The following is a 19,681-nucleotide window of genomic DNA, read 5'->3' as shown; positions in this document are numbered from 1 at the left end:
ACAACCTGAAAAGAATGGTGTTGCGGATACGCTGACAGAAGTGTGGAGAACTTAGGAATAAGCGGGCTGAGGGGCGGGAATAAAGGCAGACTGACATTAACACTATAGTTTTAGTGACCATAAAGTGCGCAAACCAAAACAGATCATAATTTACGCAGCAAACAGCTTGCGTTACCCCTGAATCTCTGTATAATCCGCGCTCACTGCTCAATACGAGCAAGAAATTTTTAGCCGCGACCTCACTGCTTTTAGGGTGGTTGCCAATGTAACGGAAGCCGTCTCTAAGACTTAAACCTGTTGCTGGCGTGCTAGAAAAAAGAACAGGGTTCCGATTGGGAACCACCGGTTTACGCACATCTTTTCTTCCCAACTACAAAAAGGGAGAGAAAAGGTGAATTTTTTTGTTCTTTCGATTGGAGCTTAATCGATGCCAAATCAAAGAATTCGTATTCGTTTAAAAGCGTTTGATCACAAGTTGATCGATCAGTCTACGGCTGAAATCGTTGAAACGGCGAAACGTACTGGTGCTCAGGTCAGCGGTCCAATTCCTCTGCCTACTCGCAAAGAACGCTATACAGTGTTGACATCTCCTCACGTGAATAAAGACGCACGTGACCAATATGAGATTCGTACTCACAAGCGTTTGGTAGACATCATTGAGCCAACTGATAAAACAGTTGACGCGCTGATGCGTTTGGACTTGGCTGCCGGCGTTGATGTTCAAATCAGCCTGGGCTAACAAGAGAGGGTTATAACAATGGCGATTGGTCTAGTCGGTCGTAAAGTGGGTATGACTCGCATCTTCACTGAAGATGGCACGTCTATCCCTGTGACTGTTATCGAAGCGACCCCAAACCGTATCACTCAGTTACGTACTGAGGACACAGACGGTTATCGCGCTCTTCAGGTTACTGCTGGAACCAAGAAAGCGAACCGCGTTAACAAAGCTGAAGCAGGTCATTTTGCTAAAGCAGGCGTTGAAGCTGGTCGTGGTCTGGTAGAATTCCGCCTGGAAGACAACGAAGGTGCCGATTTTGAAGTTGGCGGTGAAATCACCGTAGAAATCTTCAACGACACTAAGAAAATTGATGTCACCGGTACATCCAAGGGTAAAGGTTTCGCGGGTGCAATTAAGCGTTGGAATTTCACAGCGCAACGTGCAACTCACGGTAACTCTTTGTCGCACCGTGCGCCTGGTTCAATTGGTCAAAACCAATCACCAGGTAAAGTATTCAAAGGCAAGAAAATGGCTGGTCAGCTTGGTAACAAGCAAGTGACTACGCAGTCTTTGGAACTGGTTCGTGTTGACTTAGAAAACAACCTTATCCTGGTTAAAGGTGCCGTACCTGGCGCAACAGGCGGCGATGTAATCGTTAAGCCTGCTGTTAAAGCGTAACGTCTGGGGAGTGAACTGATGGAATTAACATTGAAAGATGCGCAAAGCGCTCTTGAAGTATCCGAAGCGACCTTTGGACGTGATTTCAACGAAGCCCTGGTACACCAGGTAGTCGTTGCTTACGGTGCAGGTGCTCGTCAGGGTACAAAAGCGCAGAAAACGCGTTCAGAAGTACGTGGCGGTGGTAAGAAGCCATGGCGTCAGAAGGGTACTGGTCGTGCCCGTGCCGGTACAATCCGCAGCCCAATCTGGGTTGGTGGTGGCCGTGCATTTGCCGCTAAACCACGTGACTTTGACCAAAAAGTTAACAAGAAAATGTATCGTGGTGCGATTAAGAGCATCTTGTCTGAACTGATTCGCCAAGACCGTCTGGTTGTGGTTGAGAAGTTCGGTGTTGACGCACCTAAGACAAAATCTCTGATTGCTAAGCTTAACGAATATGAACTGAACGATGTTCTTATCGTTACGCCTGAAGTTGATGAGAATCTGTTCCTGGCCGCGCGCAACCTGTACAAGGTTGACGTACGTGACGTAGCAGGCATCGACCCAGTAAGCCTTATCGCATTCGAAAAAGTGCTGATGACTGCTGATGCAGTTAAACAACTTGAGGAGGCGTTAGCATGAACGAAGAACGTCTACTGAAGGTGCTTCGCGCACCACACGTTTCAGAAAAGTCGACTATGGCTGCTGAAGCAGGAAATACAGTTGTATTTAAAGTGGCGAAAGATGCGAACAAGGCGGAAATCAAAGCAGCAGTTGAGAAACTGTTCGAGGTTGAAGTTAATTCAGTTCGTACTGTGAACGTTAAAGGTAAAACCAAGCGTCACGGTATGTCTTTCGGTAAACGCAGCGACTGGAAAAAAGCGTACGTTTCGCTTAAAGAAGGTCAGGACATCGACTTTGTCGGTGGCGCTGAGTAAGAAGGGGATTAGAAATGCCATTAATGAAAGCTAAGCCAACTTCTGCCGGTCGTCGTCACGTTGTTAAGGTTGTTAATCATGACCTTCACAAAGGTGCACCTTATGCACCCCTGCTGGAAAAAAACAGCAAATCTGGCGGTCGTAACAACAATGGTCGTATAACAACTCGTCACATCGGCGGTGGTCACAAGCACCACTACCGTGTGATTGACTTTAAACGCAACAAAGATGGCGTTCCTGCCAAAGTTGAGCGTTTAGAATATGATCCAAACCGTTCTGCTAACATTGCACTTGTACTGTATGCAGACGGTGAGCGTCGTTACATTCTGGCACCTAAAGGTATTAAAGCTGGCGCAGAAATCCAGTCTGGCACACAGTCGCCAATCAAAGCTGGTAACGCTATGCCTATGCGCAACATGCCGGTAGGTACCGTTGTACACGCTATCGAAATGAAGCCTGGCAAAGGTGCACAAATTGCACGTTCTGCTGGCGCTTACGCTCAGATCCTGGCGCGTGACGGAAACTACGTCACTCTGCGTCTGCGCTCTGGCGAAATGCGTAAAGTATTGTCTGATTGCCGCGCCACTATTGGTGAAGTCGGTAATGCAGAGCACATGCTGCGCTCACTGGGTAAAGCCGGTGCCACACGCTGGCGTGGTGTTCGTCCTACAGTTCGTGGTGTTGCCATGAACCCGGTAGACCACCCACACGGTGGTGGTGAAGGACGCACTTCAGGTGGCCGTCACCCAGTTTCACCTTGGGGTACTCCTACTAAAGGTAAGAAGACCCGAAGCAACAAGCGTACTGATAAACTTATCGTACGTCGTCGTAACAAGTAAAAGCGAGGATTCACCATGCCACGTTCTCTCAAGAAAGGTCCATTTATCGACCTTCACTTGCTGAAGAAGGTAGAGGCTGCAGTGGAAAAGAACGAGCGTAAACCAATTAAAACCTGGTCACGCCGTTCTATGATCATCCCAGATATGATTGGGTTGACCATTGCGGTCCATAACGGTCGCCAGCACGTTCCTGTAATTATCAGTGACGAAATGGTAGGCCACAAGTTGGGCGAATTCGCGCCAACGCGTACTTACCGCGGCCATGTCGCGGATAAGAAAAGCAAACGTTAAGGGATAGGAAAATGGAAGCATTAGCTAAACATCGTTTCGCCCGCACGTCGGCTCAAAAAGCACGCTTGGTTGCGGATCAGGTTCGCGGTATGCACGTAGAGAAAGCCATCGAGCTTCTGACGTACAGCCCGAAGAAAAGCGCAGCGCTGATTAAGAAAGTTTTGGAATCTGCTATTGCAAATGCAGAGCACAACGAAGGTGCGGACATCGACGAATTAGTTGTTGCCAAAATCTTTGTTGATGAAGGCCCAACTATGAAGCGAATCAAGCCACGTGCGAAAGGACGTGCTGATCGTATCTTTAAGCGTAGCAGTCACATCACTGTGGTTGTAGCGGATAACTAGGAGTAGATAATGGGACAGAAGGTACATCCTACAGGTATACGCCTGGGTATCAGCAAACCATGGACTTCTACCTGGTACGCTAATACCTCAGACTATGCAGATAACCTGTATAACGATCATCAGGTACGTCAGTATCTGACAAAACAACTCAAGAACGCTTCACTGTCGAAAATCGTTATTGAGCGCCCTGCGAAGAGCATCCGTGTAACTATTCACACTGCTCGTCCTGGCGTTGTAATCGGTAAGAAAGGTGAAGACGTAGAAAAGCTGCGTAACCATGTATCTAAGCTGGCCGGCGTGCCTGCTCAGATCAACATTGCTGAAGTACGCAAGCCGGAACTGGACGGTCAGTTAGTAGCTGACAGCATCTCCAGCCAGCTGGAGCGTCGTGTTATGTTCCGTCGTGCTATGAAGCGTGCGGTACAAAACGCAATGCGTCTTGGTGCTAAAGGTATCAAAGTTGAAGTTAGCGGTCGTTTAGGCGGTGCAGAGATTGCCCGTACTGAATGGTATCGTGAAGGTCGCGTTCCGCTGCACACTTTCCGTGCAGACATCGATTACGCAACCTCAGAAGCGTCAACTACCTACGGTATCATCGGCGTTAAAGTATGGATCTTCAAAGGTGAGGTTCTGGGCGGACTGCCTACAAACCAAGAGCAGCCTCCTGCTCAACCTAAGAAGAAAGGCCGCAGCGCTAAGCGAGAGGGCTAATCATGTTACAACCTAAGCGTACGAAATTTCGTAAACAGCATAAAGGTCGTAACCGTGGTCTTGCTGTTGCTGGTAGCAAAGTAAGCTTCGGTACATATGGCCTTAAGGCAACTGGCCGTGGTCGCATGACTGCGCGTCAAATCGAAGCAGCGCGTCGTGCTATGACTCGTCACGTTAAGCGTCAAGGTAAAATCTGGATTCGGGTTTTCCCTGACAAGCCAATTACTGAGAAGCCTCTTGAGGTTCGTCAAGGTAAAGGTAAAGGTAACGTTGAGTACTGGGTATGCCAAATTCAACCTGGTCGTGTTCTGTATGAGATGGAAGGTGTTCCTGAAGAACTGGCACGCGAGGCGTTTGAACTGGCAGCGGCAAAACTGCCATTTAAAACAACCTTTGTAACTCGGACGGTGATGTAATGAAAGCGACTGAACTGAAAGAAAAAAGCGTAGAAGAGCTGAACGCAGAGTTGTTAAACCTGCTACGCGAACAGTTCAACTTGCGCATGCAGCACACAACCGGTCAGCTTGAAAAAACTGACCAGTTGAGAAAAGTGCGTCGTAACATCGCGCGTGTTAAAACCATTCTGACTCAAAAGGCTGATGCGTAATGACTGATCAAAAAATTCGTACAGTACAAGGTCGTGTGGTTAGCAACAAGATGGATAAAACCATCACTGTTATGGTTGAACGATTCGTTAAACACCCTATCTATGGGAAGTTCATCAAGCGTTCTACTAAGCTTCACGCCCACGACGAAAATAACGTAGCCAACAAGGGCGATACTGTCACTATTCGTGAGTGTCGTCCAATGTCTAAGAGCAAATCTTGGGCCCTGGTTGACGTTATTGAGAAAGCCGGCGTTTAATCGCTAGCTTTATCGAATGAGAAAAGGCGCTGTCCGTAAGGTCAGCGCCTTTTTTATTGCTTGCAATGAAGTACTGTAGTTGAGACAGCAAATCGTCCTTCAGATAGCTACTGGTGTGCTATCAGGGTAAACTGAGGTGATGGGGGAGCCGCTTGCCATGCTTTACTATTTTAGCTCTTATCTGGCATGCACGTGATGTAGAACGTTTGCCGGCCTCGGTGTTTCGCCTCATACAAGTTTTTGTCGGCCTGACTAATCAGTGCCTGTAAGCTGGTTTTCACATCCGGTTTGCTGACTACCGCGCCTATCGAGCAACCCATAACGGGGTGAGATGCACCGTGCGCATGTGGCAGAGCACGCTCCTGCCACAAATTCAGAACGGCTTCACACTGCTGAGTCACTTCCTGCTCGTTCAGGCCGCTGACCATCACCATAAACTCCTCACCACCATAGCGGCCCACTACATCACTCTTGCGCTGAAAAACCTCATTCAGAATGCCAGCCTGCATCATTATCGCCTCGTCGCCTTGCTGGTGACCAAAGGCATCGTTGTACTTTTTAAAGTCATCTAAGTCGGCCATGATCACGCCAGTGGTCAGCTTCTCTCGTTTGCACAACGACAACAGGTACTCGGCACCTTCCATAAGTGCGCGGCGATTGAGCAAGCCAGTGAGTTCATCCCGGGTACTGAGAACAACTAGCCTGGCATTGGTCGATTTTAACAGTGCCATGGCGTGATCCAGCCGGTACCTTGCATAACACCCTACAAACAACGAACTGGCTACAAAGCCAACTGCCAGCATCACTCGTTCGCCGTAAACCGGGCTCATGTACATTAACAGGATAAAGCCAACCACATTAATTACTGCGGCAATCAGCGAGAGCCGGAAGGGCACCCCTAACGCAAAAATGCAGTAGAAGGTGTATAAAATGGTGCCTTCATAGGCGAAGGAAAATCGCTCGGTTACCCACGCATAGTGCAGGAAGCCGTAATTTACGTAGGTAAACATGACCAAAATTACGGCGAATAATGTTTCTTTTATCTGATTAAATTTATGCCACCATGTTAACGCTAAGGCGAACACTACCAACGGCAGCTGGAGTCCGAAGCGGTTAATTAGATAGGCGGTGTATAAGGACTCCGGCAACAGGATAAGATCGGCAAACACGAAAATAGAAACAAGCACCCCGCCAATCAGCAAGGCGCCTCTTAACCGGGTTATTTCATAAGGTGATGTCACACTGGGGGTGGTACTAAACATGTGTACCCACCTGTTTTGGGATTGTGGGGCAGCTTGCAACGCGGACAGGCATTACTTCATCACAGCAATCATTTAAAACGTCGTATGTGGCCAATACATCAAAACACATTTAGGGGCTGGAACTTACAGCCTATGCTACGAATCGTCCCTTGGCAATATGCGGTGATTAAAGAGTGTTAAGGTTCATAACATGTGCTAATCACTCTCGCGTTCCTGGTTGGTCAGCACCTGTTTATACAGAGCATAGTAGGCCTCTGCCATAGCCTTCGGGGTAAAGTGTTCCGCTACCCGCTGGTACAGATTCTCTCCCAGTTGCTGGCGGCGGTTCGGGTTTTCCAGCGCCAGGATAATCTGTTCACCAAGTGTATCGGGGGCGCCGACATCGACATGCACGCCGGTTTCGCCGTCTTCTATCACCTCAGGAATACCTCCGGTGGGGCAGGCAATAACCATGCGCCGGCAGGCTCCTGCCTGGAGCAATATGGTGCCTAGGCCTTCGGCGTAAGCTGGGTGTACCACTACATCTACGTTTGGCAATATCCGTGGCACCAGGTCAGAGAACCCACATAATTTCACATGCTCATTAAGCTCATACCGGTCAATAAGCGACTGGTAACTATCCCGCTGGGGACCTTCACCAAAAAGTAAGCACGTTACCTTGTCGGCCGAGGCCAGCACATTGCGCATACTTAAAATGAGGTCACCCTGCCCCTTGCGATCCACCAACTGAGCAAAGTTGGCTACAACCTGGTGATCACCGGGTACGTCGAATGTTTTGTTCAGCCACTCCCGGTCGGCCTCGTAGGGAAAATCCTCAATATCCACGGCAGAGTGGATAACCGGCTGCAAAACGTCATCTGGACAGCGCTTGGTAACTGCAGCTTTTACACCTTCAGATATGCTGACAACTGCTTCAAACTGGGAATACTTAATATTGGACAACGCCGATTCGGTGGTATCGATGCGCCGGGTACAAATTGCGGGAACCTGTGTAATTTTGGAGGCTATGGCCCCCCAGACATCGCTGCCGTGCCGGCTGTGGATATGCAGCAGATCCGGTTCAATATCACGAATGAGTTTAGTGAGGTGCTGCACAACCCGGGCGTCGATATCGGATGAGTAGGGCACGGGATGAACCTTGCACCGGCCTTTCATTTCGCGCCCAATGGCGCTGTCTTCCGGGCACGCAAGATGCTGCTCGATATCGTCATACTGGTCGAGTGCCGAAATCAGGTAATCGACCTGTTTGGCACCGCCATACAGATAACGCCCAAACTCCAGGTGTAAAATCCGTGTCGTCACAGTGTCTCCGCCAGTTGCTCGGCTCAGTTGCCGTTGTGAGTTGTTTGCATTTTCCCTGCCATTGCCACTGGCAATAGCGTAAATAATAGGAAGGGGACCTGCGCGGCGCGCTGCCCCACGCTAATAACTACGTAGCAGCGGACAGGCAGATCCCCTTTTCCGTTGAATAACGTGCCGCAAACACAAAACAGTTGTAGTCCACAGCGGCGGTATTAATCTACAGAAGAGGCGGAACAGCGGGGCACAACCGTGCGCTAACTGCTAGTCTGACGCTGGCCCACACAGTTTCGGTTGGCGAGTCTGCCCCACACCATTACAATGACAGCAACAATTGAGCCTTTAACTACCAATGATGAGGTACAGTGTGGTCTGTGTCAGTGTAGATCAATACAGTTCACCCGGACGAGACGCCTCTCGCACCCAACAGCTTTCGTGCTTCTGGGTAACATCAAGAAGTGACCTTTATGACGCAGCCTGAATCGCATTTTCGTCCCACCCTGTTGCAGTCGCTCAGCCGGTGGCTGTATACCGGCGCCCTGACGGTAGCGTTGCCGCTGGTATTCATTCATTTGCTGATACGGGGGGCGTTAACCCACGGCCAACAACGGTTTGAACGCTTAGGGCTGGTCGCCCGTCCCCCTAAGCCGGGCGGCTATTTGTTTCACTGTGTCTCCGTCGGTGAGGTGGTAGCGGCATCGTGCCTCATCAAACGCATCATGGAACGGGAACCCGAGGTAGTGATTACCGTAACTACCACCACGGCCACCGGCTCGGCACGGGTGAAAGCTATTTTCGGTGACAGCGTGCACCATTTTTACCTGCCGTACGATTTACCGGTGTGTATGTCTGCCATGCTAAGACGGGTAAAGCCCCGTGCGGTACTGATCACCGAAGTTGAGTTATGGCCCAACTTCATACACACCTGCTGGCGACGCAGCATTCCGGTGATGGTGATTAATGCGAGGATGACCGACCGCTCCGCAGTGCGGTACGGCAAAATACGCGGGCTGTTCAACCCCATGCTGCATAAAGTGGCGCACGTCTGCGCCCAGGGCGAGCGAGACTACATCAATTATAAGGCGTTGGGTATGCCCGACGACCGTCTGACACTAACCAATAATATCAAGTTCGATCAGGCGGTAGGTAACGTAACCAACGCGGGGCGTTTTCTTAATTTACACAAAGGAACACGGCCTGTGCTGGTAGCGGGCAGTACCCATGATCCGGAAGAGCAATTGCTGCTGGAAGTGCTGCCCGCGTTACAGCAACACAGTCCTAACGCCTTGCTCATTATTGTGCCACGGCATCCGGAGCGATTCGACACGGTAGCCAGGCTGCTGGATCAAGCCGGGGTGAGCTACTGCCGTAGTTCTGTGACAGAACACATTGATGATAACTGCGAAGTGGTGCTAGTCGATGAGATGGGTAAATTGCATCAGGCGTACGAAGTGGCTACGTTTGCATTTGTGGGCGGCTCGGTGGCGCCCCGTGGGGGTCACAATGCCCTGGAGCCGGCCTCAGCCAGTGTCCCGGTCATAATGGGTCCCCACACCTACAATAACCCGGTAATTTGTGAGTATTTGCAACACACCGGCGCATTGACGATTATCGAAGATGCCGCACAGATGGCCCGGGTATGTACGGCCTGGCTTAACGACCCGGAGCAGGCCAGGCAGGCAGGACAGGCCGGGCGGCAGGTGCTGCAAAGTAATCGCGGTGCACTGGATGCGACGCTCAGCTGTTTCGATGCGGTGATGCAAGGCCGGCGCTAAGGCGTTGTTAACTATAATAATTGTTCGAAAAACGAACCCCTCAGTGGTGCAGAAGAAGTAGGGTTGCACCGAAATGAGGTGGGGTAGTTGAACCTCTGTGAGTTGAGAAATGGTTAATTCATTGATATATATGGTTTTATCAATAGTGGCCTGACCGTTGCAATATCTTCTGTGACGCTGTGGTGATCGCAAAATCCCAACAATAAAGCCGGCTAACCGGCGCGACATTACACGTTCTCCAGGGAGAGGCACCCTGTCGATAATGGCAGGGTGCTGTTTTCCTTCAGCCTCAGACCGGCTCTTCTTCCGGTACAATTAAACTGATAATCCGCCAGCCGGCTTCCGGTTGCAGTTCGTCATCGGTCAGAAACGTGTGTATTCGGTTGTCCTGATCCAGCCCAATGAGCGGGGTAACGCGCGCGCCATACGTTTCAAGATAATCCTCGTAGGTAAACTCCTCAGTTATACGGGTGGTTTTGACGGTGCCCCCCTGAGAAACAGCGCTCGCCAGGTAACCGTAGGTCACCCCCTCATCAAACAGGGTGAGCTTCTTGGCGTAATGCTCGCCTACCTGATGACTGGGACGGGCAGCCTGTTCATTACTCGACAGCCCCCATACCTTATTTTTACCCATGGTGTACTCAAAGTGATACGCAATCATGGGGTTGAGCTGTTTATAAGGCGACATGATCAGCACCGTGCCGAACGTACTGAGCTCTAGATGGCGGGCGGCATGATCTGACATCGGGTTACCAAAATACACCGGAATATCCATCATCCGTGCGGCACGAATAGCATCCCAGTTGGTGTCAGCAATGCACACCGAGATCTCCTGCTGCATCATTTCTTTGGCCATCATGCGGCTAAACTTGCTGCCACCAAAAATCAGGAAGCCGGTTGGCGCAGGCGCCCGCATGTTAAGTAACTTCGCTACCGACCGCGCTGACAGGCTTTGGACAACCACCGTAGAAATAATCACCAGAAAAACGATGGGCACGATAATTCCGGCACCCTCGTATCCCAATTCCTCCAGCTTGAGAGAAAATAATGCGGAAACGGCTGCAGCCACAATGCCCCGCGGTGCAATCCAGCTGAGCAGGGCCAGCTCCCGCCAGTTAAGGCCGGTACCAAAGCTTGAGGCAAGCACTGACAAGGGGCGTGCAATAAACATAATGGCAGCCAGCACAATCAGTACACCCCAACCAATTTCCGCCACACTGTTTAAATTAAGGCGACTGGCCAGCAATATAAACAAGCCAGAGATAAGCAGTACCGACAGGGTTTCTTTAAACTCCAGGATGTCTTCTACATCCACGTTTTTCATATTGGCCAGCACCATGCCGGTAATAGTGACGGCTAACAGTCCCGACTCGTGAGCCACGTAGTTCGAGGCGGCGAAGACCCCCAGAATAATAGTGAGTACGGCGGTATTAAGCAGGTAATGCGGGATCCAGTTTTTCCGTATACACAGGCCCAGCAGGTAGCCACTCAGGAAACCCAGAAATACCCCAATGCCGATGGTTTTGCCGAAGGTAAACAGGGTATGGGAAATGGCCGAGCCTTGCGACGCCACAATAAACTCAAAGGTGAGTACCGCCAGCAACGCACCAATGGGGTCGATAATGATGCCTTCCCAGCGCAGAATGTTGGCCACATTAGTCTTCGGGCGTACGGTGCGTAACATAGGCACAATCACAGTAGGACCGGTGACGGTGACTATCGCGCCGAACAGGAAGGACAGTTGCCAGGAAAGTTCCAGGGTGTAGTGGGCGGCTACAGCCGCGACCAGCCAGGTAACTACCACCCCCACCGAACACAGGTTACGTACCATATTGCCGTGTCCGGCGATGTCATTAAATTTAAGGGTCAGCGATCCTTCAAATAAAATAATTGCTACCGACAAGGAAACGACCGGGAAGAAAAGATCGCCAAACAGGGCATCGGGGTCAAGAACACCGAAGACCGGGCCAACCAGAATACCGACGATGAGCAGCGGCAGAATAGCAGGCAACCGTATGCGGTATGCCAGGTACTGACAACCAATGGAGAGCAGTCCTACCATGACCAGAGAAACGAGCGGATCAGACAACTGGGAATTCCTTTTTGTAAACGATAATGACAGCTAACCAGTACAGATAAGCGTACCGCAATCTGTTGCCAACGTGGTTAGATTTTATTCTTTATACTCATTAAACACTTAGCAATTCGATTAAGATCAACGCAGATGCCTTGCTGTTTGATTTATAAACAACGATAATGAGCCCAAGAACATAAATTAACAACATCGTTATCTCTCGACGCCATAGCTTTCCCTAAGCAGATGTCTGTCGGTAGTAGAGGCATTGTAGTATGAAAAATCTTATTTCGTTGGTTATTGTGACATTGCTGGCGGTGTGGTCCGCGAAGGCTGACGCGGCCTTAATTCAGTCTGATATCGTCATCTTTATGGATGAATCGGGCTCAATGGGTAACGATGACGATGGTGGCAATTACACCAACCGGCTTACTTCCAATATATTTTCTAACCTTAATTTCTTTAATAGTTCGCTTACCGAAAGAGACATCGAGGCACATTACGCAATCGTAGGCTTCGGTGGTGCCAGTGGCATCCGCTTACTGACTGATAATTTCGTAAGTGCTGCCACTGCAATGAATGACGCCAAGGCAATTGAGAATACCGGCAATGAAGAGAATGCTTTTGACGCCGTGGGTGTGGCTCTGGATGAAATCTGGCTGTTTAATGATCCTCTTTTAACATTTACCCAAGGTGCGCTGAAAAACTTTATTTTGTTTACTGATGAAGTTGATAACTCGCAATTTGCCTCTCAGGGTGACGTGAGTGGATGGCTAGACCAGCACGAGACATTTTTTAATACCGTATTACCCGGTGGCGAGAACTCGCTGTTGACCGAATTTACCACCCTTGCAAATACCACCGGCGGCAATGCTTTTGATCTCAATAGTTTGCTTACTGACAGTCAACAGGCAGCCCAAGCCTTCATGAGCAACTTAGGGCAGGTCAAGGCGAACGAACTGGTCTGTCAGAATAACCCCAACGCATGCATGGTCACAGTGAGTAGTCCTGCGACCAGTGGATTGCTGTTATCAGCATTCGCTGCAGTCCTGTTCTTCGGCAGGCGAAAGGTGGCGGATACCCGCTTTGTATGCCGCTAGCACCAGCATGAGAGGAGTGGGCTTTACACTATCTAAAGTCCGCTTTCTGAAATTAACAGTCCTTTGGATTTCTGGTTTACTGCTATTCACCGGCTGTGCTTACTCTATTCCCGAATCACAACCTCCCTTAACCATAGCTAAGCAACACGTTTTACCAGCAGAGTTAGCTGAGTCGTCGGGGCTATATTGTTTGTCGGAACGGGCATACAGCATTAACGACTCCGGTAACGCGGCTACGGTGTTTACCGTGGATGCCAGCGCCCGGATTGTGGACACCCACACATTAGCAGAGGGCAATTACGACTGGGAGAGCATCACTGCCAGTCCGCAACACCTGTATATCGGCGATATAGGCAACAACAAGGGCACCCGCAAACGGCTGACCATAGAGAAGCTCAACCGTGAAAGCTTTGACCATGAAGCTACCCTCCACATCCGGTATGCCAGGAATACGCCGTCACATAATGTGCCTTATGCTCACGACTATGACGCCGAAGCGATGGTGTGGCATGACAATAGGTTACGGATATTTTCGAAAAGCTGGGCAACGCGTAAGGCGCATGTGTACGAAGTGAACACTGACTTACTTCAGCAAGAGCTAACGGCAGTGGCAACCATAGAAGGCTTGCCCGGGGTCATTACTGGCGCTGACTGGGATGACGGTCGGCAGCACTACGTGGTAGTGGGGTATGCCAGCGACCCGTTCGGTAACTTCGATACGTTTCTGGCCGAAGTGAGCGCGCAGTTTAACGTCCTGAATGTGTGGTCCCTACCCGACTATGATCAGGTCGAAGGCGTGTGTGCGGCCGCCGATGGCAGCTACTGGGTCACTCAGGAGGCCACCGAAAATCAACCCGCTTTGTTATTTACCGTCCACAGTCCTACACCAATTACAAAAAAGTAATAATTAATCCACAGGCATTAATCCGAATACGCTATTAACGCCGTACCCTGATTATACTTTGCACAACATTAGGTTTTTCGTGCAAGGAATGCATAGTGGAAGTGGTGATCAAATGGGACAACGTTACTGTGGAATTTTCGGCTTACTGATGATGGTAAGCCCTTTAACCAACGCAGACGAGCTGGCAGACAGAGCAACCGCCTGGATGTCCGACATATTTAACAGCCAGCATGTGCTGGAAGTTGATCTCACAAAACAAAAAATCCGCTTTAACGGCTGCAAACAAAAAGCTTATCAGCTTGCCTTCTCGCAACAACTCACCAAACAATTCTCTGTTGAAGCGAACCTCCATTATGACAAGGGCGAACTCAGGTTCGGCGTGCTGCGCCAGAAAGTGTCATCAAAAGCGGTGGAAGTCATATCCTGGTGGCACACCGACACTCTGCGCCTCGGGCTGGGACATAAGGTCATTACCTCCCACAAAATGAGCTCACCAATGACCGAATCGCTGTCGTTACCCACCAGTCAGGCACTGGGCGTGCATCTGGAAATGCCAGGCATGCGCGCCTCTCATAATCTGGCGTTATCACTGCAACGGGAAGTCTGGGAGGTGGCCGATTTTGCTGGTGCGGCAAACGGCACATCGTTGCGCGACAACCAGCTCAATCTTCAATACGCCATTGCCTTTTAGAGGCAAGGTTCATCGGCGAGGCTTTAAAGCCTGAACTGCTCCACCTGACGGGCTAAATCACGCGCCAGTACATCCAGCTGCTCACTGACGGTAACTAATGCCGATGCACGGGCCAGAGTGTCTTTGCTGTTATCACTGATTTCATGCACTGTTTCGCTGACATTATTAACCACTTCAGACTGCTGCTCGGTGGCAGCCGCCACCTGGGTGTTCATGTCATTGATATCCGCGATACTGGCGGCCACGTCCTGCAGTAGTTCGTCAATGCGGCTGGCAGCGGCCACCACATCGTCGGTTTGCTGCCGGCTGGTTTGCATCTGTTGAACTGCAGCTTGTGAGTCCTGCTGAAATTTATCCATTTTGGTCTGGATCTCATCGGTGGCGTCGGCGGCCCGTTGTGCTAATGACCGCACTTCATCGGCCACAACCGAAAACCCGCGGCCATGATCGCCGGCGCGGGCGGCCTCAATCGCGGCATTCAGCGCCAGCAAATTGGTCTGTTCGGAGATACCGCGGATCGTATCCAGAATACCGCCTATAGCCGTGGTGTGATCGTCCAGTGACTGTATGACGTTGGCCACCCGGCTGATTTGTTCTGACAGTGACGAAATTGCCGCTACCGCATTGCCGGTGATCTGGCGGCCTTCCTGCGACGTGCTGGTTGCAGTACTGGCCTGTTGGGCAGCCTGGGTGGCGGAGCCTGCGACATCGCTTACCGTGGTACCTAATTCGGTGAGCGCAGAGGCCACATGAATTGTACGATCATGTTGCTGTTGACTGATTTGTTCAGTATGACGGGACTGACTGGCCACTTCTCCGGCTGATTCGCGCAGACTTTTGCTGGTCTCCGCCACATGGCTAATCGTTCCATGCAGATGGTCGGTGAACGCGTTGAAGCCCTCTACCAATTTTGCGGTTTCTTTCTGCTCCGGCACCGGCAGCCGGGTACTGAGATCCCCTTGACCCTTGCCTAACGCCTGGAAGGCGTCAGCAAGTCGCTCAAGAGGCCGGGTGATACTGCCCGCCAGCCAGATGCCAAGCAGGGCAAACAAAACTGCTACCAGCACTGACCACAACACAATATGGCGGCTGGCGGTTTCCAGCTCATCATAGAGCTCTGCCTGGGGTACCTCCGCCACGACATACCAGCCTGCACTGGCAATGTAGGTGCTGGCAAACAGGGTGTCTTCACCGGGTTCGGTGCTGTGTTCCAGGGTGAACGATTGCTTACTTAGCAGGCTGCTGGTGGCAGGACGTCCCGCCAATTCATCGAGAGTGGTATCTCCTACCAGGCTGTCATCGGGGTGAGCGATGATTCGGCCCTGACCGTCGACCATAAAAATAACGCCGGAGGTGGCCAGCCGCACATCGTTAAGAATGCCCACCAGTTCGTCTACTGACTTAGCGACCCCCGACATACCGCGGCCGTTAACCTGTTGATAGTTAGCGAACAACCGGTAACCGACGCCGGGTTCGTTGTACAGACTTAGCGACACAGGTTCGCCACTGTCTTTATAAGCAAAAAACCAGCCGTCGGCTTTATCGTTCTTCAATACTCTTAGAAAGCCGTCCTGATTCCAGTATTTATACGTTTGACGGTCCACAAACGAGGCCACGGTGAGGTCGTTAAACGCCACCAGATCGCCCAGGTACTGCACCAGCTGACGCTCACCGGCGGGGTTGGCACCGGCCGCAGACCAGGCCACCACATCCGGGTTGGTGGCAATACTGTGTGCCACGGTTTTCATCACACTGACTTCTTTGTCAATGCGGTTACCCACCTGCTTTACCATGGCCGGGAGCTGCATTTCCTCCAGATTTTCGGTGATGAGGTCGCGGGCAATCCACTGACTGATAGAGCCCACCAGAACGGTAGACGCAATCACCGCCACAATCAGGGCCGAAATAAGTTTTTGTTTTATGCTGAGTGAGCGGAAGTTCATATTTTTACACCATAACTGCCAGGGTTATTGCCGGAAACGCGATACCCGTATCCTCAGGGAATAGTTGAGTATTGTTGGCTTTTCTGGATTTCGCGACATCTTGCTTTGCTTATCGGCGTACGCGGCCATTTCTTGACAATTAGCGAGGTGGATTTGTCAGATGCAGGCCGGGCAACGGGTGATGGAATAATGCCACCCGGGTACGGGTAAGTAAATACGTGCTAACCGGTAAGCGGGTTGCCATGCATTGACGGTGAGGATGGGCAGGGATAAAAAAAGCCGCCTGATTAGGCGGCTTTCATACGTTTATCAAAACGGCAGCGTTTATTCGCTGTCAGAGTCGCTCTGACTTTCTTCTGGTAACGGGAAGCCCCGGTCACGCATTAACGCTTCTACTTTGGCATCACGGCCGCGGAACTTACGGTACGCTTCGGCCGGATCCATCGCATTCCGCACGGAGAACAGATATTTCACCAGGCGATCGCCCACTTCCTCGTCGTAAAAACCACCCGGCGCTTCTGCAAAGGCTTCTGAGGCATCAGCTGTTAATACTTCTGCCCACATATAACCGTAGTACGCCGCTGCATAACCCTCGCCGGAGAATACGTGACCAAAGTGCGGACTGCGGTGACGCATCACAACCTCTTCCGGCATATCCAGCTTCTTCAACTCTTCACGTTCAAAGGTGTCAGGGTCAATTTTGGCAGGATCGGTGGTGTGATATTTTAAGTCCATGATGGCCGAGGCCAGGTATTCAGTGGTCTTAAAGCCTTCGTTGAAGGTCGAGGCTTTTTTGATCTTCTTCACCAGCTCGTCCGGGATAGGCTCACCGGTTTCGTAATGGACCAGGTACTGGTCGATGACTTCGTCGGTGGTTAACCAACGCTCAAGTAGCTGTGACTGAAACTCGGTGTAGTCACGTACGCCTGAGTGGGAAGTGGGATACTCTACGTCAGAAGCCAGGAAATGCAGCGCGTGGCCGAATTCATGGAAATACGTTTCGGCGTCATCCCAGGAGATCAGGGTAGGCTCGCCTTCTGCGCCTTTCACAAAGTTCGAGTTGTTAGAAGACAACACGGTTTTCTTGCCATCAAAGGTAGTGTACGAACGGTAGGTAGTGGCCCACGCACCAGAGCGCTTACCCTGACGGGCGAACGGGTCGAGATACCACAGACCTATGTGTTCACCGGTGGCTTTGTCGGTTACTTCCCACACTTTTACGTCGGGGTGGAAAACCGGTACCTTGCCTTCTTCAACCGGCGTAAAGTTGAAGTCGAACAGACGCCCGGCTACGTAAAACATAGCCTCACGCAACTTATCCAGTTGCAGGTACTGTTTCACTTCATTGGAATCAAGGTCGTACTTCGCTTTACGCACTTTTTCCGCATAGAAGCGATAATCCCAGGGCTGGATAGTAATGTCCGCGCCTTCCTTATCGGCAATGGCTTGCATGTCAGCCACTTCTTCCTCTACCCGGGCGATGGCGGCTGGCCACACCTTCATCATCAGGTCCATGGCATTTTCTGGTGTCTTCGCCATACGATCTTCCAGACGCCAGGTCGCATAGTCTTCGTAACCCAGCAGCTCAACGCGTTCGTCGCGCAGAGTAAGAATTTGCTTGATCAGCTCATTGTTGTCGAACTCATCGGCATTGTCGCCACGGTTATAGTAGGTGCTCCAGACTTTTTCACGTAACTCGCGGTTAGTAGAGTATGTCAGGAACGGATCCATAGACGAGCGGGTGTTCGCAATGGCGTATTTACCGTCATCGGTTTTTATCGCATTGATAAACGATTGCGGCAGGCCATCCAGCTGGTCTTCAGTGATGTACGTCACATAGTTTTCTTCGTCGGCCAACACATTGTTGGCAAACTTGGTGTGCAGGGTAGCCAGCTCATTATTAATTTCTGCGTAACGCTTTTTGGCTTCGCCGTCCAGCGTGGCACCGTTACGGGCAAAGTTGTTGTAGATCATCCATGTAATGCGCTGTTCTTCGTCGGTCAGTGACTTCAGCGCATCACTTTCGTACACGCTTTTCACGCGTTCGAACAATTTCTCGTTTTGGGTGATTTTGGTAAAGAAAGCTGACAGCTTGGGCGACATCTCTGCCTGAATTTTACGGAACTCAGGGCTTGATTTATTTGAACTCCAGATACCGTAATAGGTAAACACGCGATCCAGCTCTGCACCGGCCCGCTCCATTTCGACAATGGTGTTTTCGAAGGTCGGAGCGTCCGGGTTGTTTGCGATGGCCTCAATTTCTTCGAGTTGCAGTGCCATGGCTTTTTCCAGCGCCGGCTTAAGGTCTTCCAGCTGCATTTGGTCAAATGCGGGAACGCCGCCATAGGGGCCTTTAAATTCTTGTAGCAGCACATTCTCGTACTTGGCCGACTGCGCTGATGCCACCGGGGTTTCCGCCATGGTCTGCGACTCTGAAGAAGGTTGTCCGGAACACGCGCCCAGGGCCATGACTACCGCCACGGCTGTCACCGAGGTTTTAAACTTTCCCATGTTATTTCCTGTCATCGTTATCGTTGTAATAAGGGTCGTCGTTATACTAGAGGATGGGCGGCACGAAAGAAATGCGTTTTACCGTACAAAAAAGCTAAATACCGTGAGAATTTGGTTCTGAACCCGTTCTGCCCGGCGCCTGAAAATTCATCAAATTGTCATGCTTTGTCACTTGCCCACAACCCCTATGGAAGCTAGACTGCGCGCACTTTTTAGCTGGCCCGGGAGGCACCATGCACGAGCTTATTTTTCATACGCTCCCCGTTATTCTGGCAGTATTGTCTTTCTGGTCAAATACTGAACGTAAACTGTTGCTTATCAACCTGGGATTGTGCCTGACAATCGGCACCCTGCTGGGCGTCCAAGAGGCCTGGGGCGGTGTACTTGTGATGACGGTAGCCGGGATGAGTACCAGTTACCGCCTGATCACCCATAAACTGGTATCCGGCCGGCTGACATTGGGCTTAATTGTGCTGATGTCGGCAATGATTGGCATGATTAACCAATACACCGGAAACACCGGCATGCTGGAAATTCTGCCGCTGCTCACCTTTATCTTTTACCGCTACGGTGAGCTGCACTGTCGGGAAGGAGGTTTACGGCTGTGTATGGTGGCGGGCTCCGGCATCTTTACCGTGTACGCGCTGATTAACCATACCTGGGGGGTGGCGATTACCGAATCGTTGTTTGCTGCATCCAACTTATGGTTTTACCTGCAGCTACGGCGGCGGGTACGGCACGCCGCCATTTGAATACG

The 19,681-nt window shown here is 50.9% G+C and carries 21 protein-coding genes; 16 read left to right on the top strand and 5 right to left on the bottom strand.

Annotated features, from left to right (window positions below):
* Positions 1-427 precede the first annotated feature (427 nt).
* The 11 genes from rpsJ to rpsQ are packed head-to-tail and all read left to right on the top strand — an operon-like array spanning position 428 to position 5,365.
* A complete protein-coding gene (gene rpsJ / locus OCL06_RS02075; protein WP_006012796.1) occupies positions 428-739 on the top strand; it encodes a 30S ribosomal protein S10 in 312 nt (103 codons plus the stop codon).
* Positions 740-757: 18 nt separating this feature from the next.
* Positions 758-1,396: a 50S ribosomal protein L3 gene (gene rplC, locus OCL06_RS02070; protein ID WP_262992081.1), complete on the top strand. Its 639-nt coding sequence runs from the start codon at positions 758-760 to the stop codon at positions 1,394-1,396.
* A gap of 18 nt (positions 1,397-1,414) precedes the next feature.
* Entirely contained in the window at positions 1,415-2,020 is a 606-nt protein-coding gene (gene rplD / locus OCL06_RS02065) for a 50S ribosomal protein L4 (protein ID WP_262992080.1), read from the top strand.
* Positions 2,017-2,316: a 50S ribosomal protein L23 gene (rplW, locus tag OCL06_RS02060; protein ID WP_262992079.1), complete on the top strand. Its 300-nt coding sequence runs from the start codon at positions 2,017-2,019 to the stop codon at positions 2,314-2,316. Before rplD ends, rplW begins: the two co-directional genes overlap by 4 nt.
* A gap of 14 nt (positions 2,317-2,330) precedes the next feature.
* Positions 2,331-3,155 (top strand): 50S ribosomal protein L2, encoded by an 825-nt coding sequence (gene rplB / locus OCL06_RS02055; protein WP_262992078.1) that lies wholly within the window; start codon positions 2,331-2,333, stop codon positions 3,153-3,155.
* Between the two features lie 15 nt (positions 3,156-3,170).
* Complete coding sequence (gene rpsS, locus OCL06_RS02050; RefSeq protein WP_013785731.1) at positions 3,171-3,446, top strand: 30S ribosomal protein S19; 276 nt, start codon at positions 3,171-3,173, stop codon at positions 3,444-3,446.
* Positions 3,447-3,457: 11 nt separating this feature from the next.
* Entirely contained in the window at positions 3,458-3,790 is a 333-nt protein-coding gene (gene rplV / locus OCL06_RS02045) for a 50S ribosomal protein L22 (RefSeq protein ID WP_262992077.1), read from the top strand.
* Between the two features lie 9 nt (positions 3,791-3,799).
* Positions 3,800-4,501 (top strand): 30S ribosomal protein S3, encoded by a 702-nt coding sequence (gene rpsC / locus OCL06_RS02040; protein WP_262992076.1) that lies wholly within the window; start codon positions 3,800-3,802, stop codon positions 4,499-4,501.
* A gap of 2 nt (positions 4,502-4,503) precedes the next feature.
* On the top strand, positions 4,504-4,917 hold the full coding sequence (rplP, locus tag OCL06_RS02035) for a 50S ribosomal protein L16 (RefSeq protein ID WP_262992075.1): 414 nt from the start codon (positions 4,504-4,506) through the stop codon (positions 4,915-4,917).
* Positions 4,917-5,108, top strand: coding sequence for a 50S ribosomal protein L29 (gene rpmC / locus OCL06_RS02030; RefSeq protein WP_130638407.1), 192 nt, complete (start codon positions 4,917-4,919; stop codon positions 5,106-5,108). Before rplP ends, rpmC begins: the two co-directional genes overlap by 1 nt.
* On the top strand, positions 5,108-5,365 hold the full coding sequence (gene rpsQ / locus OCL06_RS02025; RefSeq protein WP_262992074.1) for a 30S ribosomal protein S17: 258 nt from the start codon (positions 5,108-5,110) through the stop codon (positions 5,363-5,365). Before rpmC ends, rpsQ begins: the two co-directional genes overlap by 1 nt.
* A 170-nt stretch (positions 5,366-5,535) precedes the next feature.
* Here the strand turns inward: rpsQ and OCL06_RS02020 are convergent, their stop codons facing one another.
* Together OCL06_RS02020 and OCL06_RS02015 are read right to left on the bottom strand one after the other, a co-directional pair.
* Complete coding sequence (locus OCL06_RS02020) at positions 5,536-6,627, bottom strand: GGDEF domain-containing protein (protein ID WP_262992073.1); 1,092 nt, start codon at positions 6,625-6,627, stop codon at positions 5,536-5,538.
* 195 nt (positions 6,628-6,822) lie between these two features.
* Positions 6,823-7,929 carry a glycosyltransferase family 4 protein gene (locus tag OCL06_RS02015; RefSeq protein ID WP_262992072.1) on the bottom strand — a complete coding sequence of 369 codons (1,107 nt, stop codon included), beginning with the start codon at positions 7,927-7,929 and terminating at the stop codon, positions 6,823-6,825.
* Positions 7,930-8,393: 464 nt separating this feature from the next.
* On the opposite strand from OCL06_RS02015, the gene OCL06_RS02010 reads away from it, so the two are divergent.
* Positions 8,394-9,701: a 3-deoxy-D-manno-octulosonic acid transferase gene (locus OCL06_RS02010; protein WP_262992071.1), complete on the top strand. Its 1,308-nt coding sequence runs from the start codon at positions 8,394-8,396 to the stop codon at positions 9,699-9,701.
* Between the two features lie 289 nt (positions 9,702-9,990).
* Here OCL06_RS02010 and OCL06_RS02005 read toward each other — a convergent pair whose 3' ends face one another.
* On the bottom strand, positions 9,991-11,790 hold the full coding sequence (locus tag OCL06_RS02005; protein ID WP_262992070.1) for a cation:proton antiporter: 1,800 nt from the start codon (positions 11,788-11,790) through the stop codon (positions 9,991-9,993).
* A gap of 260 nt (positions 11,791-12,050) precedes the next feature.
* Between OCL06_RS02005 and OCL06_RS02000 the strand changes: the two genes are divergently transcribed.
* The 3 genes from OCL06_RS02000 (at position 12,051) to OCL06_RS01990 (ending at position 14,470) form a co-directional block, all read left to right on the top strand.
* On the top strand, positions 12,051-12,875 hold the full coding sequence (locus OCL06_RS02000; protein ID WP_262992069.1) for a vWA domain-containing protein: 825 nt from the start codon (positions 12,051-12,053) through the stop codon (positions 12,873-12,875).
* A 190-nt stretch (positions 12,876-13,065) separates the two neighbouring features.
* On the top strand, positions 13,066-13,779 hold the full coding sequence (locus OCL06_RS01995; protein WP_262992068.1) for a hypothetical protein: 714 nt from the start codon (positions 13,066-13,068) through the stop codon (positions 13,777-13,779).
* A gap of 112 nt (positions 13,780-13,891) precedes the next feature.
* On the top strand, positions 13,892-14,470 hold the full coding sequence (locus OCL06_RS01990; protein ID WP_262992067.1) for a hypothetical protein: 579 nt from the start codon (positions 13,892-13,894) through the stop codon (positions 14,468-14,470).
* A gap of 23 nt (positions 14,471-14,493) precedes the next feature.
* Here OCL06_RS01990 and OCL06_RS01985 read toward each other — a convergent pair whose 3' ends face one another.
* Complete coding sequence (locus OCL06_RS01985; RefSeq protein ID WP_262992066.1) at positions 14,494-16,413, bottom strand: methyl-accepting chemotaxis protein; 1,920 nt, start codon at positions 16,411-16,413, stop codon at positions 14,494-14,496.
* Positions 16,414-16,737: 324 nt separating this feature from the next.
* Positions 16,738-18,924 carry a M3 family metallopeptidase gene (locus OCL06_RS01980; protein WP_262992065.1) on the bottom strand — a complete coding sequence of 729 codons (2,187 nt, stop codon included), beginning with the start codon at positions 18,922-18,924 and terminating at the stop codon, positions 16,738-16,740.
* A 233-nt stretch (positions 18,925-19,157) separates the two neighbouring features.
* Between OCL06_RS01980 and OCL06_RS01975 the strand changes: the two genes are divergently transcribed.
* On the top strand, positions 19,158-19,676 hold the full coding sequence (locus tag OCL06_RS01975) for a YgjV family protein (protein WP_262992064.1): 519 nt from the start codon (positions 19,158-19,160) through the stop codon (positions 19,674-19,676).
* Positions 19,677-19,681: the final 5 nt, after the last annotated feature.

This window comes from Alteromonas salexigens (genome assembly GCF_025628895.1).
GTDB classification, from domain to species: domain Bacteria; phylum Pseudomonadota; class Gammaproteobacteria; order Enterobacterales; family Alteromonadaceae; genus Alteromonas; species Alteromonas salexigens.
Note: the sequence above shows the minus strand (reverse complement) of the source record. Positions and strands in the feature narration are given on the sequence as shown.